Source organism: Mesorhizobium sp. B2-4-17 (genome assembly GCF_006441275.1).
Lineage (GTDB): Bacteria > Pseudomonadota > Alphaproteobacteria > Rhizobiales > Rhizobiaceae > Mesorhizobium.
Genome location: NZ_VFUX01000016.1, coordinates 39,605 through 54,818, shown reverse-complemented (window position 1 = coordinate 54,818; position 15,214 = coordinate 39,605). Strand labels below are relative to the sequence as shown.

Here is a 15,214-nt window from a genome sequence, read left to right as displayed (position 1 = left end):
CACGGCCCATGACGCGGCACTATGGCTAGCGCCCTATCAAACAAGGCGAAGAAGAATGGCGAAAGACGGCAGCGCGCAGGGTTACGGCAAGGTGGGCATCAACACCCGGCTTGCCCATTCGGGCAACAACCCGCATGATTATTTCGGCTTCGTCAATCCGCCGGTTGTGCATGCCTCCACCGTGCTGTTCCGCAATGCCGAAGCAATGGTGGGACGCAGCCAGAAATACACTTACGGTACGCGCGGCACGCCGACGACGGATGCCCTTGCCCACGCCATCGACGCGCTGGAGGGATCCGCCGGCACCATCGTGGTGCCGTCTGGCCTGGCAGCGGTGACCGTTCCGCTGCTTGCCTTCCTATCGGCCGGCGATCATCTCCTGATCGTCGATTCCGTCTACCATCCGACCCGCAATTTCGCCGACACGATGCTGAAGCGGCTCGGCGTCGAGGTGGAGTATTATGATCCCCGCATCGGCGCTGGCATTGCCGCCTTGATCAAGCCCAACACCAGGGTCGTGTTCACGGAATCGCCGGCTTCCAACACCTTCGAGGTGCAGGATATCCCGGCGATCGCCAAGGCGGCGCGTGCGGCCGGCGCCATCGTGATGATGGACAATACCTGGGCGACGCCGCTCTATTTCCGGCCGCTCGACCATGGCGTCGACATCTCCATCCATGCGGCAACCAAATATCCGGCCGGCCATTCCGACGTGCTGCTTGGCACGGTCTCGGCCAATGAGAGCTGCTGGGAGCAACTTTATGAGAGCTTTTGCACGCTTGGTTGCTGCGCGGGCCCCGACGATGTCTACCAGGTGCTGCGCGGCCTGCGGACCATGGGCGTGCGCCTGGAGCATCACCAGCGCAGCGCATTCGCCATCGCGTCGTGGCTCGAAGGCGAGAAGGGCGTGGCGCGCGTGCTTCACCCCGCCCTTCCCAGCCACCCGGACCACGGCCTATGGAAGCGCGACTTCACCGGTTCGAGCGGCATCTTTTCGATCGTGCTTGCCGGAGGCGGCCAGAGACAGCAGCACGCCTTCCTCGACGCGCTGCGGATATTTGGGCTCGGCTATTCCTGGGGTGGGTATGAGAGCCTTGCGGTGCCGGTCTGGCTCAGCGACCGCGTTGTTGCAACGGCCCCTTATGAAGGTCCGTTGATCCGCCTGCAGATCGGCCTTGAGGATGTCGACGACCTGAAAACCGACATCATGCGCGGCCTGGCCGCAGCCGCTGCCTGACCGTCGCATACGAGGCCGACTGCCGGACGGAACGGCAAGAACGACCGCAACGTCTTGACGCTGATGACAAAGCGCGAGCCGCTCGCAGCAGTCCGGCGACGCGCGGCGCGCAATATTATTCTCCCGGGTCGCGACTTTCCGGATTTGTTTGACTTTCAAATCCGCGGGTTCGGCTGCATTGCGTGGCGCACCGGAATCCGCGCTCAACCCACTCGTCACAAGCTTGCCCATGGCCTTTCGTCTTTTTGTCCCCATCCTCGCCGGCGCGACGCTGCGTGAACGCATCCTGGCGTGTATCGGCGCCACGCTCGGCATCGCGCTGACCGGCGTGATCAGCGGGCTGGCCATGGGCGGCGGCCCGCACGTAGCCCTGCTGGTGGCGCCGATGGGCGCATCCGCCGTGCTTCTCTTCGCCGTACCGGCGAGCCCGCTGGCGCAGCCCTGGTCGATCATCGGCGGCAATTCGATATCGGCGCTGGTGGGGGTTACCGTGGCGCATTTCGTCCATGATCCGGTCATTGCGTCGGGCCTGGCTGTAGCGCTCGCCATCGCGGCGATGTCGTTCACACGCTGCCTGCATCCGCCAGGCGGCGCGGCGGCGCTGACGGGGGTGCTCGGTGGGCCGGCCGTCATCAGCGCGGGCTTCCTGTTTCCGTTCGTGCCGGTGGCCTTGAATTCGACCATTCTGGTCACGCTCGGCTTCCTCTTCCACAAACTCGCGCGGCGCAACTATCCGCATGTCGCCGCCCCCGCCGCCAACAGCCACGGCACCGCCGATCCGCCGGCGCAGCAGCGCGTCGGCTTCCGGCCCGAGGATATCGACGCGGCGCTGACCACGCTCGACGAGACGTTCGACATCGACCGCGACGACCTCGAACGGCTGCTGAGACAAGTCGAGTTGCAGGCCATGGTGCGCTCGCACCGGACGCTGCTGTGCAAGGACATTATGTCCCGCGACGTCGTTTCAGTGCCCGAGCAGGCCACGATCGACGAGGCGCGCCAGCAACTGCTCGATCATAATATCCGCACCTTGCCGGTGGTCGACGCCGAAGCAAGGCTGGTTGGCGCCGTCGGCTTGCGCGAACTGACGAAAGCCACCGACACCGTGAAGAGCGTGATGTCGAAAGCCGGCACCGCCGCGCCCGAGGCGCCGGCGATGAGCCTGCTGCCGGTGCTGACCGACGGGCGCAGCCATGCCGTGGTCATCGTCGACGGCGAGCGGCGGATTCTCGGCCTGATCACCCAGACCGACCTTCTGGCGGCGGCCGCGCGCGTGCAAACGGCAGGCAAGGGATTGGCGGCGGCTTGAAATAGCGGTGCCGCCACGGTGGGAGCGGTCGATGTTTTTCCGCTTCCAACTCAAGATGAAAGGCCATGTCGACGTATCGCCCTGACCCGCGGGCCCGCTCGAGGTACAGGGAACCGCACCCGACCTCGTCGCGCCGGGCGGCATGCGTCCACGAGTCATCATGGCTCGGCCCGCGCCGCTCAATCCTGGCGTCGAGTTCTTGGCGCAAATCCTTGCTCCGGTCATGCGGAAAATCGTGCTGCTGATCGACGGTAGCTTTTCGATCATGCTGATCCATCGCTATCGCGGATTCCAGGCAGCCGGGTCTAGAATCCGAACGCCAGCCACACCGTCCCGACGACGAGCGTCACCAGCGTCAGCGGCAGGCCGACCTTGAAGAAAGCGCCGAACGATAGCTGCGTGCCCGCGTTGCGCGCCTGTTCGGCGACGATCAGGTTGGCGACCGAGCCGAGCAACGTGAAATTGCCGGCCAGCGTCGAGCTCATGGCGACGACCAGCCAGGCGCGCTCCGGATTCTCCAGGCCGGGTATGAACGGCCGCAGCGCCAGCACGGCCGGAACATTGCTCATGATGTTGGAGAGCACCGCCGTGAAGCCGGACAGGCGCCAGACGTCGTCCAGGCCGAGATTCCTGGCCGAGGCAATGATGTCGGGCGTCAGCAGCGTCCTTTCGGCGCCCGCCACCACCACGAACAGACCGGCGAACATGAACAACAGCGGGCCATCGATCTCACGGTAGATGCGTTCCGGCTTGATAGCGCGGGTGAGCAGGAGAATGGCGCCGCCGATCAAGGCTGCCTTGGCAACGGGAACGCCGGCGAAGAAGGCAATGGCCAGCCCGATGCAGACAATCACGGCCTTCAGCACTTGCCCGCGATGCATGCGGCCGCGCGAGAGATGCGGCGTCAATTGGGCGGTGCGGGTGAATTCGGCCCGGTAGACGATGCGCACGATGACGATGACCGCGACAAGGCCGAACAAGGCGACCGGCGCCAGCGCCGCCGAAAAGGCTGGATAGGAAATGCCCGACAGCGCCCCGATGACCATATTCTGCGGATTGCCGGTAATGGTGGCGACACTGCCGCAGTTCGACGCCGTGGCGGTGGCGATCAGATAGGGAACCGGGTTGCGGTTGATGACGCGGGTGACGTGGACGACGATCGGCGCCATGACCAGACAGATGGCGTCATTGACCAGGAAGGCCGAGAGCACGCCGGTCAGCAGCGTCACCATCACCAGGAGCATGAAGGGCGCATGCGCATGCTCGATGGCGATGGCGCCAAGGCCGCGGAAGGCGCCCGACACCTTCAGATGCGCCACCACGATCATCATGCCGAGGAGAAGCGTGATGGTGTCGAAATTGATGGCGCGGTAGGCATCCTCCATGCTGACCGTGCCGATGGCGATCATCGCCGCGCCGCCAAGCAGCGCAATGCCTGCCCGGTCAAGGCGCAGGCCAGGTATACGGCCGATGGCGACGCCGGCATAGGTGAGGACCAGGATCAGCAGTGCCGCCGCGCCCATCAGTGTCATCGGTAGAAGCCCTGCTCGATCTGTTTGCGCACCGATGCCGGCCGCCCCGCGATTCGCCTGATAAAAGCCTTAGCGCGATGTGGAGATCGATGCCAAACGAGCTGGGTGGATCGTTGGCCGAGAGTGTCTGGAAGACCAGACCACGTGGCACCGCTAACCGCGATAAAAGTCCAGCCGCTGCCGCAATGCCTGCGGCGAAAACAGCTGCTCGACGGTCTGCCGCGCCTTGCGGCCAACTCTCGCCCGCAGCGCCGGGTCGGTTTTGAGTTCGGCCAGAATCGCTGCCGCCTGTTGCGTCGTTTCGAACAGGTAGCCGTTTTCGCCGTGCCTGATATGGTCGGCGTAGCCGCCATGCGAATGGCAGACCACGGGCAAACCGCAGGCCATCGCCTCGAACACCACGCGGCCGAATGTCTCCACATGCGAACCGGTGCGATAGTAGAACACGTCGAGCGTCGGCAAGAACTGTTCGGCGGCCAGTTGGCCCTGAGGCAGGAGTTCGAGTTGGGGGTGCGGCGCGAGCTTGTCCCTGAGCGGCATCCCGCCCTGAATCCGTACCGCAGCGCCATCGGCCAGCAAGGCCTCGTAGAGCGCCACATCGTCGCCATGATGCTTGTCCGCCGTATCCCGGCTCAGCCGCCCCACGGTAAACGGACCATCCGGCCTTGCCACCCGTGGTGAGAAACGGTCGATATCGATCGGCGACGGATGCACGACGCCTTCGACATGCAGCATGCGCTTTTGAAAATCGGAGATCAGCACCAATTCAGCTTCCGGCCAGCCCAGCAGGCGCGGCATGCGTGTCGTCAGCGCAATGATCTTCGGATGAAAGGTGTTGAAGACATAGATCAGCCGGCGCGGCCGCCGGATCAGGTAGGGCCACAGCTTGTTGCGCCAATGCGCGCCGACGAAAACATAGATGCCGCCGTCAGGCACGTTGCGCGTTGCCGGCGAGATACGGCGAATCGGAAACTGCCGCATCAACTCGTCGGACACGCGCCAGGAGGTTGCCCAAAGACGTACTGCCGAGTCGGCGCTCAACAGCCGATACAGCTCCAGGGTTTCGCGTTCGCTGCCGCCAAACGGGTTTTGAAAGCCGTTGAACAAATGGATCATGATCGCTGTGCTTATCTGGCCTTGCCGGGGCTGTCTCGCCATTCATTCGCCGGCACCGAAAAGGTCCCGGCCGTGCCGTCGGCCGGGACGGTCGAGGAGCTCAAGAAGGCTGGAACGTCCCCGGCGGTGCCCCATACATCACTTACCGGAGGAAGCACACCGACAAGAAAGCGTCAAGGAAGCGGTTCTGTCTGTCCGCCGAAGGCTGTGGTCAATGCACGGTGGCGGGGCCGGGCGGAGGCATCGGCGGGGCTTCCGCCGGATCGAAGCTGACCTGTCCATTCGATTTGGCAGCATAGAGGCGCCGCGGTTCAGAACCGCCGTCAGACTGTCGGCCGCGGCAATGACGCTAGGGTCGCGCTGGGCTATGGCCAGCTGGCGGATCTTCCACATGAGAAAAAACAGAAACGAACCGCCCAGCATCAGAGGAAGCAGCAGGTGGGTCAGTTCCTCGCGCCGAACAGCGTCGGACGATAGACAGGGGAAATTGAACGAATCGACGAAGAACGCCACAGCAATGAAGAATGCCGTGCCGGCGGCCGTGACAGCGATCACCCTGCCCCAGCTGGTCGGCGACAGGTCAAGCTTCATCCTGTTCCACTCCGTTAGCCGTCCCTGCCATGACGTGCCAACGCAAACAGATAAGACTTTCCTTCAATTCGAGATCAGATGACCCGGAGCCGGGCACGCTCGCTAGTGGACGACCGTGCTCCGGCGATGAAAGCAAAGCTCATTCACCGAATTCAAGCGGATGCAGGGAAATCCTGAACGTCAGCGGTTGGGCATCGATTCGCCCGCCTCGACAACGAAAGATGCCGCGATCAGGTCGTCGGCATCCAGTTGTAGGGAGCCGTCGCCTGCCCCCATGATGGCGGCGACCTTGTGAAAGGTCTTCATCTCATAATCGGAAATTTCGGCATCCCGCATTCTGGCCTTCAGTTCGGCGATACGCCGCCCCAAGGCAGGGGACGTTCCAATTTCACGTTTCGACATGGCTTGGCTTCTCCTCCCCCAACCCGCGCTTACTTTGCCTCGCCCATTCGCCAGCCCGCACATTGCCTTTTATGAGGCTCCGCGAATACAAGGCCCCGAACGCGCAGTGCGCGCTAAGGTTCCAGCCTTGGCAGATCACGAAATAATTTCACGGTCGCCGCGCGGAAGGGCCTGAAATTCCCGCCCAGCTTCCGTTACACAGCGCCGCAGCCTTGGCAGCAATCGGCGGGAAGATTCGGCGGCTTCGGCAAGATAAAACGGATAACCCTTTGAAATTGTTGGCGATCCCGACAGGATTCGAACCTGTGACCATCGGCTTAGAAGGCCGGTGCTCTATCCAGCTGAGCTACGGGACCGCTGGCCGGCTTGGAGCCGGTGGTGTTCGCTCTGGAGCCCATTTGGGCCAGCGTTCAATGCGTCCAGGGCGTCCTGCGGTCATAGCGGAAATTCTCCGCATAGGAAATCTGGCGACGCTTGGGCTCTTTCGGCTCCTCGACGCGGAAGCCAAGCCCTTCCTTTTCCGCGTAGGCCACCGCCTCTTCCCGCGTGTCGAAGGTGAGCCTGATCTGGCTTTTCATGTCCCCCGACGTGGTATAGCCCATCAGAGGATCGATTTTCTTGCGCATCTCGGGGTCGAATTCCAGCACCCAGTGGCCGGTCTTGGCCTTGCCGGATTGCATCGCGGTTTTGGCTGGGCTGAAAATGCGCGCGGACATGGCCACCTCGTTACTGTGCAAGGCAGCATCGCCGCCCTTTCGCCCGTCATTACTGCGCAATGGGGACCGCGGCAAGGTTTTTGCACTTGCCATGTAGCACCGAAATGAACAGGCAACAGACCGTTCGGAGTGTAGCGCAGGCTGGTAGCGCATCTGGTTTGGGATCAGGTGTGGCTTAGCGCGCAAACATGGCTTCAAGTCCTTAGTTTCCGTCATTTTCTCGGCTTTTCCAGGTCGCGCCGGCCTCGCGCGTGGGGCCTCGCGTGGGATCCGTTGCTTCCATCCCCGCTCGGAGGTCATCATTGGTCACGTGACTGTACCGTGACGTCGTGCCGATTTCGGTGTGGCCCAGCAGCTTCTGCGCCATCTTCAGGTTGCCGGTGGCGCGGACGAGCCGTGTCGCGGCCGTGTGCCGGGTGTCCTGGAGCCGGAAATCTGTCACGCCGCTTCGCGCCCTCGATCGCCGCCATTCCGTGCCCAATCCATTGTAGGTGACGGGATAGCGCTGTCCCTTGCAGTGGCCGTCACGCGACCGCAGTGCGACATAAGTGAAAACCGCCGTGCTGTGGTGGTCCTTCAGGCTCCACAGAAGGTCGTAGATGGCCCTGGTCATCGGAATCGTCCGGGTCTTGTCGCCCTTGCCGGTGACCCTGAATTGCCGGTTGAAAAAGTCGACTTTGTCCCAAGCGAGGCCCACGATCTCGGCCTTGCGGCAACCAGTCATAATGGCGAAGCGCAGCGCCGGAGCGTAGTCCGCTCGGATCGCGCCCACCAGCTTGGCCTCTTCATCGACGCTCGCCTCTCTGACCCGCTCCTGCGGCTCCTTCAGGTGATGATCCTTCCACTCGATGTCCTGGACAGTCTGCTTCCATGTTCGTCGCGCGCGGCGCAGAAGAGCCCGCAGAGGTTCCAGGACGGTGCGGTTGACCGTCGCGTTGGCAACCCCCTCGGCGCGGCGCTGCGCAACCAGATCGGCGACCGTCTCGTCACCTATCGTGTATAGGAAGGTCTTCTTTCCCAGTTGTCGCTCGATACGCCCGATATCCGTGAAGCAGTCGGCCCTGTTAGCAAGATGCTGTCCGACTTCCCTCCAATACCGGGAGGCGGCGATCTCCACGGTCATCCGAGATGAAGAAGAGTTAGGTGCGGCCTCCTCCTGATCGATTACCCGGAGCGCATCTTTCTTCTTCTCCTCGAGGACGCATTTGGCGTGCTTTTTGTTCGCGGTATCTGTCGATCCCGAAAATCGACGATTTGACAGCCAGAAGTCGTAGGACCAGACCTTCTGGCCTTTGCGCCTATAGATTGACATCGTATCTTCGTCCTTTCGGTTATGAAGGACGCAAGCGCGTCCATCGTGAACTTCCGACATTCCCGCCGCGCGCCCAATCCGACGCTGACGTACGGAATCAGGCCGGCGAGGACCAACTCGCCGAAATGCTTGGTGCTCACGCCCAGAAATGCGGCTGCTGCAGAGGGGGACAGCAGTCCATTCGGTACTTTTTGGTATTTCCCGTTTCGTGCCATAGAATCGTCCCGGAATGGACAAGCCAACTCTTTCCAGATGCGCCGACATTTGCAGCCTGTGGTCCGCAAGGCGCGGGTTCTCCCGCCTGTCGGTTGAGGTTCCATCAAAAGAACAGGGGCGGCTGCGCTGGGAACCGTTTCCGTAGGTTCTCAGCGGCGCGGGAATGGGCCTGGTGGCATCATCTCACCAACTCCGAACACGTCCGAAAACACTTCCTCCGTTCTGGAGGATAGGTACTCTAAAAGAAACTAGATTGGAGTCAATGAGTTTCAATAATCATGATGCCTTCTGGCCCGCGCCGTGAATGTCATCAGAAGCTTAACCTACCATGACTCGCTGCTTTCTCCCACGATTTACAATACCATCTGCGCTGTCTGATTCGTTTCTCACAGACAATGATTCAATGTAAGCTTTGAGGATTGAATTCTTCCCAAAAACGTAAGAATTCCTCGTTTAAAAACTGCAAATAAAACCTTTGAGTATGCTCTCTGTCATTATCTATCATTCGGATCTTGAAGGTTTCGTCAGGTCGAAGTTTTCATGGAACCGTCGAAATCGCCTTGGAACTAAGGGCGCGGTACCGAGCAAGGCGCCCATATTACAGGATTGATAGATCACAGCATGGATTCATTGGTCCAAGTCGTTTGGCGACGCGAAGCTGCCAGGCGAGCGGGATTTTCCGACCAAGGGTTTGAACCGGGGTTTGTCGTAGGCTCCAATCCTTGAGAAGGTGGAGCAGGACGAGCGGGTTTTCTCCCCGATGCCGGGGCGCGGATCGGTCTTGGATCACGAGAGCGGGCACGCGCCGTCGATTGCGCCATGGCCCTATGCGCATGCAAGGCGACGTTGATCAGTGCGAGGCCGGAGAGCGGCGCCAGTGTGCCGTAGGCGCAGAGGCGCACCACGTGCCGGGGCGCCCAACGCCAACTGGCACGACCTGCATTCATCGATGGCGGCCTCGCACCTATACTCCCACGACCAGCGCGGATCAAAGGCGCAATTCTCACATCGTAGCCGCGCGGATTACAGAGAATGCGCGTGCTGCCGACCTGATAGTCGCAACTGTCGTGAGTAGGGGCGCTTCGTTGGCCCGGATGGTGATCGCGCGCTTCCCATCACCCCGATCTGGACCAAGTTCGCGTCGGTCACCTTCGTCGCGATCGGGGTTTCGGCTCTCCGGGCCGGCACGCCGATTGTCCCGTTGGCACTCGCGTCCTTCGAATCCCTCGCGCGTGGCACGCTACCGCTCGCGATGTTCAGCTCTAATGGCGCTACGCCAAGCTGCTGTTGGGTCGCCTTGCCATGACCGAGCCTGATTATTGCCCAGGCAGCGGCGCCGTCCCTTGGGGCGTTGCTGCTTGATCGGTCAAATGGCCGCAGATCAATCCGAACAAAATTGTGGTTGCCGATATCGTCGAATAGGCGGTAGCCGGTGCCTAAGGTCAGCCCGCCCGACGTGATACCGATCACCGCTATCGCAAGCCCGCAGACGGCCGCCACGATCAGGGCGCGCGCCGCAGCGGCAGCGGCCCTTTCAGCATCCTAGTTGGGTCGTCGGCGCCTCGCGCGGACCGATCCTGTGGAGCCTGGAGCGGCGCGGGCTCTCAAGGATTCGAGTCCTGGTCAACAGTCGGATGCTGCAGAGCCTGACATTCTTAAGGTAGAATGGCCCGGAAGAAAGCATATCGTTGACAATGACTTAGCTCCACCCGCCTGCTTGACGTCGCCTTTGCGGCGCCATAGCCATGGCGCACGGCAACTGGCCGGCGGCATGCAGGGTTGTGACCGCAAGCTAGCCATGGGGTGCTCCACGAAGCCCGAAGGTTCAACGATGAAGAAAGCGCAGCGAAAGAACGCACCGACATTCGACCATTCCGAACTCGGCCTGGGATCTGCCGAGCTCAAGGCATAAGAAAATGCGAGGCCGAGATCATGCTGCTAGGCCGAAGAACGACGGAAGAAACCTTCGATCTCGGCGATCAACTGAACATAGCCGCAGCGCTCATCCCCGACCGAATGTTCGGAAAATGGGCCGTCTCGGTATCTCGATATAGTCGCCAGCATCTTTTCAGCCTGATGAAAATAGCGACCGTTCTCAAGGCTCATAAGACGCGGCTTGTGGAAGCGCGCATGTCCGCCACCGCCATGGGCCACCTGGCCAGTTCCCCAGAGCACGTGGACGAGGTTCTCGCCGAATTCGAAGCCGGACGCTCCTTAACGGCAAAACAGATCCAGGCAATTGTCGGTAGCGATAATGAAAAACTTGACATCGACCTGCCAAACCACGGAGGCGTCGCCGGTCTAAAAGCGAACGCCCAGGCGAAGTTGAAGCTCGGCATTTCCGAGTTCACCAGAAATATCTCCTCGATCATCGCGGATGTTGATGCCGCGCTCGTTCCGGCATTGAACGGAAAGCGGGTGTTGAAGGGCCAACTGGCAGACAAGATCGAGCGTCGGGCGAGGCTCACCCGTTTTCAACTGGAAAACATTGCCCTCTTCGTCGAACTGAACCCGAACAATTCGGCGGCATCCCAGGTGATGGGTTTTCCCGAGGGCAGCAAATGGCGGGAGGTAACCGAGTTGCTATGGGTGCTGGGCGGGCGCGACAGTTGGCCACGGGAGGATCTCGTCCCTTGGCTGTACGCAGGCGTGCTTCCGCTTCTTGCCTGGTCGGTCGGCGATGGGAAAGATTTTTCGACTGCTCAGGAGTCTGAAATCGGCAACCGGTAAAATGATTTTACAAACCGCCTCCAGGCTTGGCTGCAGATGCCCAATGGAAAGTGCGCCGAGTGGTGCATTCTGCTTTCATTACTCCCACTGCAGCGGGGCGAAAGGAGTGAAGATATGAGCGAGACCATGGCTATCGAACAGATGGAGATGGACGGCGTACTGCAGTTGAAAGCCTTCTCCATAGGCTCACGGACGGCGGCCTAGCAGATGTCGCTGCAGCATCAATCACTGCGAGGTGCTGGTTTTGCCCCGCTCCTCGAAGCCCAGCGGTTCTACGTTCGAAGCAGTCGGACTCGATCGAGATTTGGACTCATGGTCCCGGAGGCGTTCGTTCGCGGCATCCGAGATCTTGGCTACCGCAGCAATGGCGACGCGTTGGCGGAACTGATTGACAATTCTCTGCAAGCCTATGCCGATCGGATCGATGTGCTCTTCGGTTATGAGAGTTCGACTTCGAACAAGAAGCCCCTGCAATTGGCCATTCTCGACAACGGCCATGGCATGGAGCCCGATATGATACGTATGGCGGTTATGTGGGGCGGCACCCACCGTGAGAATGACCGCGGCGGCCTGGGCAGGTATGGCTACGGGCTGCCCTGCTCATCTGTCAGCCTCGGGCGGCGATTTACAGTGATGTCTCAGGTCAGTGGCGGCGGCCTTCACGCCGTCAGACTCGACTTGGACGACATTACTGCTGGCAAATACACCGATCGCGCCGGAGACATCATCGTTCCCGCGCCTCAACCTACCGATCTGCCACCGTTCGTTTCAAATCACATCGCGTCAACCTTTCCCGACGGCTGGGCCTCGGGCACAATCATCCTAATCGAAAAGCTGGATCGCCTGGAATGGACGACAACCCAGGGCCTCCGCGACAATCTTTGTCGGCATTTCGGGGTTGCCTACCACAAACTCTGTGGTGAGGCAGCGCTGTACGTTGACGGCCAATTCGTTAAGCCTATCGATCCGCTATTCCTGACACCGGAGTTTCATTTGCACGATCTTGATGACGATCGCGCCCACCCATTTGATCCGGTACACGTCGAAGTCCGGGATCCCGATACAGGGCGATACCTTGGGGCAATGACACTCCGCTATGCATGGATGCCGCCGAGCTTCGGTTCTGTCGACAAGGATCGTGATGCCGTGGGCCTCAACGCAAACGCCAGATTTTCTATCCTCAAGGACTATCACGGCATCATTTTCAGTCGGAATGGTAGGCTGATCGATGTACAGACGCGCACGCCCTGGACGACGTTCATCAACAACGACCGCTACATCAAAGTGGAGATCGAGTTCTCTGCAACCCTCGACGAAGCCTTTGGCGTGACGACGTCGAAACAGCAAACCACCGTCTCAACTCTCATCTGGGACCTTCTCCGCGAGGCCGGCCTGCCAAAGGCGATCGAACAACTGCGAAATAAGGTGAAGGAAGCCAAGGCACTTCGAAGAATGAAAGGCCTAGCGCCGGAACCGGGCCAACGGCGACTCTCAGAGCGGGCGAGCGATATGGTCAATGTCGAACATAGCAACCCTCAAAGGAATACTGCGCTCTTAGCGTCTCTCTACCGCGTAGAATTCGAGTACAAACCCGAGCAGTCATTCTTCCGGATCGGACGAGGTCAGGGCGCGCGTATCTTGCACCTCAATACAGCACATCGCTTCATTGAAGAGATGTACGAATCTGCGGTTTCCACCGCGGAAATGCGGACAGCACTGGAAATCCTGTTGTTCTCATTGGGCGACGTTATGCTTGATGGCGCCGAAGAAGCTCAGGCGTGCAACGCGCTCCAACTCTTGTCCTGGTCCCGCCGACTTGACCGCGCCCTGCAGACGCTGTCAGAACATCTTGGCTCCAGTGATGAGCAAGACATTGGACAACCTGCTTGGCCGAACGGTCGGGCCTAGTCGAAGCGATCGGTTTTTGCGATACGATGAGCGGGCCGTGTAACGCGGCCCGCTTGATTCTGGAGCGATGGTGTCCACAAACGACGAGCTTTTTGGCCCAGGACGGCTGCGTGCTTTCTCCCCGTATCTCGCGCCGGAGGAACGCCAGCGCCTGCACGACGCGATTAATATCGGAGCGGGGCTTCCGCCCAGCTTCGCTGCAGAATTACGTGCTTTGGCCCGGCGTTATGTTGATGACGGCGACAGCGTGAAACTGCGCGCGGTGTGCTTGCTGGTTGCAGACCTGTCCGAACAAGGCTGGCAGGTGGCGATCGAACACGATCGTATAACTTTCGCTCCCCCTGGCATCACGCGGAACGGCGAGCAGAGCGTCGACGACGTGAAGGCCCGGGTCCGTAGCGCACTTCAAAGCGCCCGTATGCGCCAACTCCGAGAGCCCTCTGTTCGGACGTTCCTGACCAAAATGGAGCGTCGTACCCTCAGGCCTCAGGGCAGGAGTTCGATTAAGGACCTCATCGATGACGGCGCCGTGCTCGCACGGGAATTCGCAAAAATCCGTTTGCTGCCGGAGGACATGCGCGACGCAGCCCTGAGCCTGATTGTAGATCCAGTCGTTGAAGTCTGCGAGACAGGGCTCAAATGCCCCGACACCGGCCTCGCTCTAAACGACATCTGGCGGTACTTCCGGCACACTTGGGCGCACGAGTACCGGTCTATCCCCGGGCGGCAAATGCTTGTCCTGATCCGGAATGCGGCGCGACCGAAACGCCCGGTGATGGGCATCGCTATGTTGGCGAGCCCAGTGATGCGTCTAGGGGCGAGAGACAAGTGGATCGGTTGGCTTCGGGAGTCCGCAGAAGAGCGTGTTCGGGAGGGCACTTGGGATCCCATCGCGTTCGGAGGGGCGCTCCTTGCGCGCGTCGACGCGTCGATTGCCGCGATCCGCTGGGACGATCTGGCCAGTCCAATTGAAATCTCTGATCCGACCGAGACCGTTGCACTCCGCCTTGAACAGAAGGCCGCGGGCGCCGCGTTCGCCCGCGAACAGCAACTTCGCGATCACTATGAGACCCACCGCGCAGAGGGTGGAAAAGTCAGGCCGCATCGTGGCGAATTGCAAAGTGCCCGCCCGGACTCCGACTGGCGGATGGCGTCGGAAGATCTGCTATTCGTTCGCAAACGGGCCGAGAGCCTCGCGCAATTGCTCTTCGCCAAAGGTATTTTCCGTGCCGCTGGCCTAGTTACTGAGCCAGCAAAGGCGCTCGATCAATTATTTGCCACGCGTAGCGGGCAGCGGGCTTTGGATATAACTTTGGCCGAGTTTCGGAAAGCCGGCTTGTCGAGCGAGGTGGCGGACGTCTCTATCTGTGGAGCCGTGCACCCGTACAACGAGTTGCTATGTGGCAAACTGGTGGCCTTGCTGCTCACCTCCAAGGAAGTCCGCGACGCATATGCGAGACGATACGGCGGCCAAACCAGTGTCATCGCTTCGCAGATGGCTGGGCGAATTATCTCCAAGCCGGCCGACCTGCGTATCCTCACAACGACAAGCCTCTACGGCGTCGGGTCAAGCCAGTACAATCGTCTCGAATTGCGGGCGAAAGACCATCCCGAGTTGCCTTATGATGTGAAATGGGGAGCAATCGGAAAGAGCCTGACCGGCGGATTCGGCACGCTGCACCTGGGCGGAGAAACCGCTCAGGCGCTGCGCAGTATGGCAATCACGAGGCACGACTCAAGGCGCGTTAACAACCGCTTTGGCGAGGGCACAAGTCCGCGACTTCGGCAGATTCGTGAAGGACTTGATGCACTCGGTCTCAAGAGCGACTCGATTCTGCATCACGCGACACCCCGCATCTTCTATGGATGCGAACTCAGCCTCGGGGCTCGCAACGCCCTGCTTGGACTAGGTATGCCTAAGGCCGTGTCGCCCTCAGCGCGTGACTTGGCGAAGGCTTGGCGTCGGCGGTGGCTCAACAATCGAATTCTCCGAGACGAGACACTCGAAGAACTCAGGCACCTCGGTGTAACCAGCGTACGTGCAACCCTACACGCAGATATCGATGGCCAATTCATATTGCCTATCGAGCTTTGAAAGGTTGAATATAGAAACCTTTCTGTCTAAGACTTCGGATGGGGGGACAG

Annotated in this window: 11 protein-coding genes and 1 tRNA gene; 5 read left to right on the top strand and 7 right to left on the bottom strand. The window is 60.6% G+C overall.

All coding sequences use genetic code 11. The features are described 5' to 3' along the window. Positions 1-55: 55 nt before the first annotated feature. Positions 56-1,237, top strand: a complete 1,182-nt coding sequence (locus FJ548_RS14400; protein WP_140611355.1) for a cystathionine beta-lyase — start codon at positions 56-58, stop codon at positions 1,235-1,237. Between the two features lie 229 nt (positions 1,238-1,466). Then, positions 1,467-2,546, top strand: coding sequence for an HPP family protein (locus FJ548_RS14395; RefSeq protein WP_140611357.1), 1,080 nt, complete (start codon positions 1,467-1,469; stop codon positions 2,544-2,546). 305 nt (positions 2,547-2,851) lie between these two features. Here FJ548_RS14395 and FJ548_RS14385 read toward each other — a convergent pair whose 3' ends face one another. The 7 genes from FJ548_RS14385 to FJ548_RS14355 form a co-directional block, all read right to left on the bottom strand. After that, on the bottom strand, positions 2,852-4,078 hold the full coding sequence (locus tag FJ548_RS14385; RefSeq protein ID WP_140611359.1) for an anion transporter: 1,227 nt from the start codon (positions 4,076-4,078) through the stop codon (positions 2,852-2,854). Between the two features lie 153 nt (positions 4,079-4,231). Next, positions 4,232-5,194: a glycosyltransferase family 4 protein gene (locus tag FJ548_RS14380; RefSeq protein WP_140611361.1), complete on the bottom strand. Its 963-nt coding sequence runs from the start codon at positions 5,192-5,194 to the stop codon at positions 4,232-4,234. Positions 5,195-5,332: 138 nt separating this feature from the next. Continuing rightward, entirely contained in the window at positions 5,333-5,785 is a 453-nt protein-coding gene (locus FJ548_RS14375) for a hypothetical protein (protein ID WP_246671565.1), read from the bottom strand. 180 nt (positions 5,786-5,965) lie between these two features. Next, positions 5,966-6,187: a hypothetical protein gene (locus FJ548_RS14370; protein WP_140611363.1), complete on the bottom strand. Its 222-nt coding sequence runs from the start codon at positions 6,185-6,187 to the stop codon at positions 5,966-5,968. A 279-nt stretch (positions 6,188-6,466) separates the two neighbouring features. Continuing rightward, positions 6,467-6,543: transfer RNA gene (locus tag FJ548_RS14365), tRNA-Arg, on the bottom strand. Positions 6,544-6,597: 54 nt separating this feature from the next. Beyond that, entirely contained in the window at positions 6,598-6,903 is a 306-nt protein-coding gene (locus FJ548_RS14360) for an ETC complex I subunit (RefSeq protein ID WP_140611365.1), read from the bottom strand. Positions 6,904-7,105: 202 nt separating this feature from the next. Next, positions 7,106-8,215: a site-specific integrase gene (locus FJ548_RS14355; protein ID WP_181168794.1), complete on the bottom strand. Its 1,110-nt coding sequence runs from the start codon at positions 8,213-8,215 to the stop codon at positions 7,106-7,108. 2,148 nt (positions 8,216-10,363) lie between these two features. On the opposite strand from FJ548_RS14355, the gene FJ548_RS14350 reads away from it, so the two are divergent. The 3 genes from FJ548_RS14350 (at position 10,364) to FJ548_RS14340 (ending at position 15,164) form a co-directional block, all read left to right on the top strand. Continuing rightward, a complete protein-coding gene (locus FJ548_RS14350) occupies positions 10,364-11,161 on the top strand; it encodes a hypothetical protein (protein WP_140778191.1) in 798 nt (265 codons plus the stop codon). A 312-nt stretch (positions 11,162-11,473) separates the two neighbouring features. Continuing rightward, the gene (locus tag FJ548_RS14345) at positions 11,474-13,069 is read left to right on the top strand and encodes an ATP-binding protein (RefSeq protein WP_246678670.1); all 1,596 of its coding nucleotides are present in this window, start codon (positions 11,474-11,476) and stop codon (positions 13,067-13,069) included. Between the two features lie 67 nt (positions 13,070-13,136). Further along, on the top strand, positions 13,137-15,164 hold the full coding sequence (locus FJ548_RS14340) for a Druantia anti-phage system protein DruA (RefSeq protein ID WP_140778189.1): 2,028 nt from the start codon (positions 13,137-13,139) through the stop codon (positions 15,162-15,164). Positions 15,165-15,214: the final 50 nt, after the last annotated feature.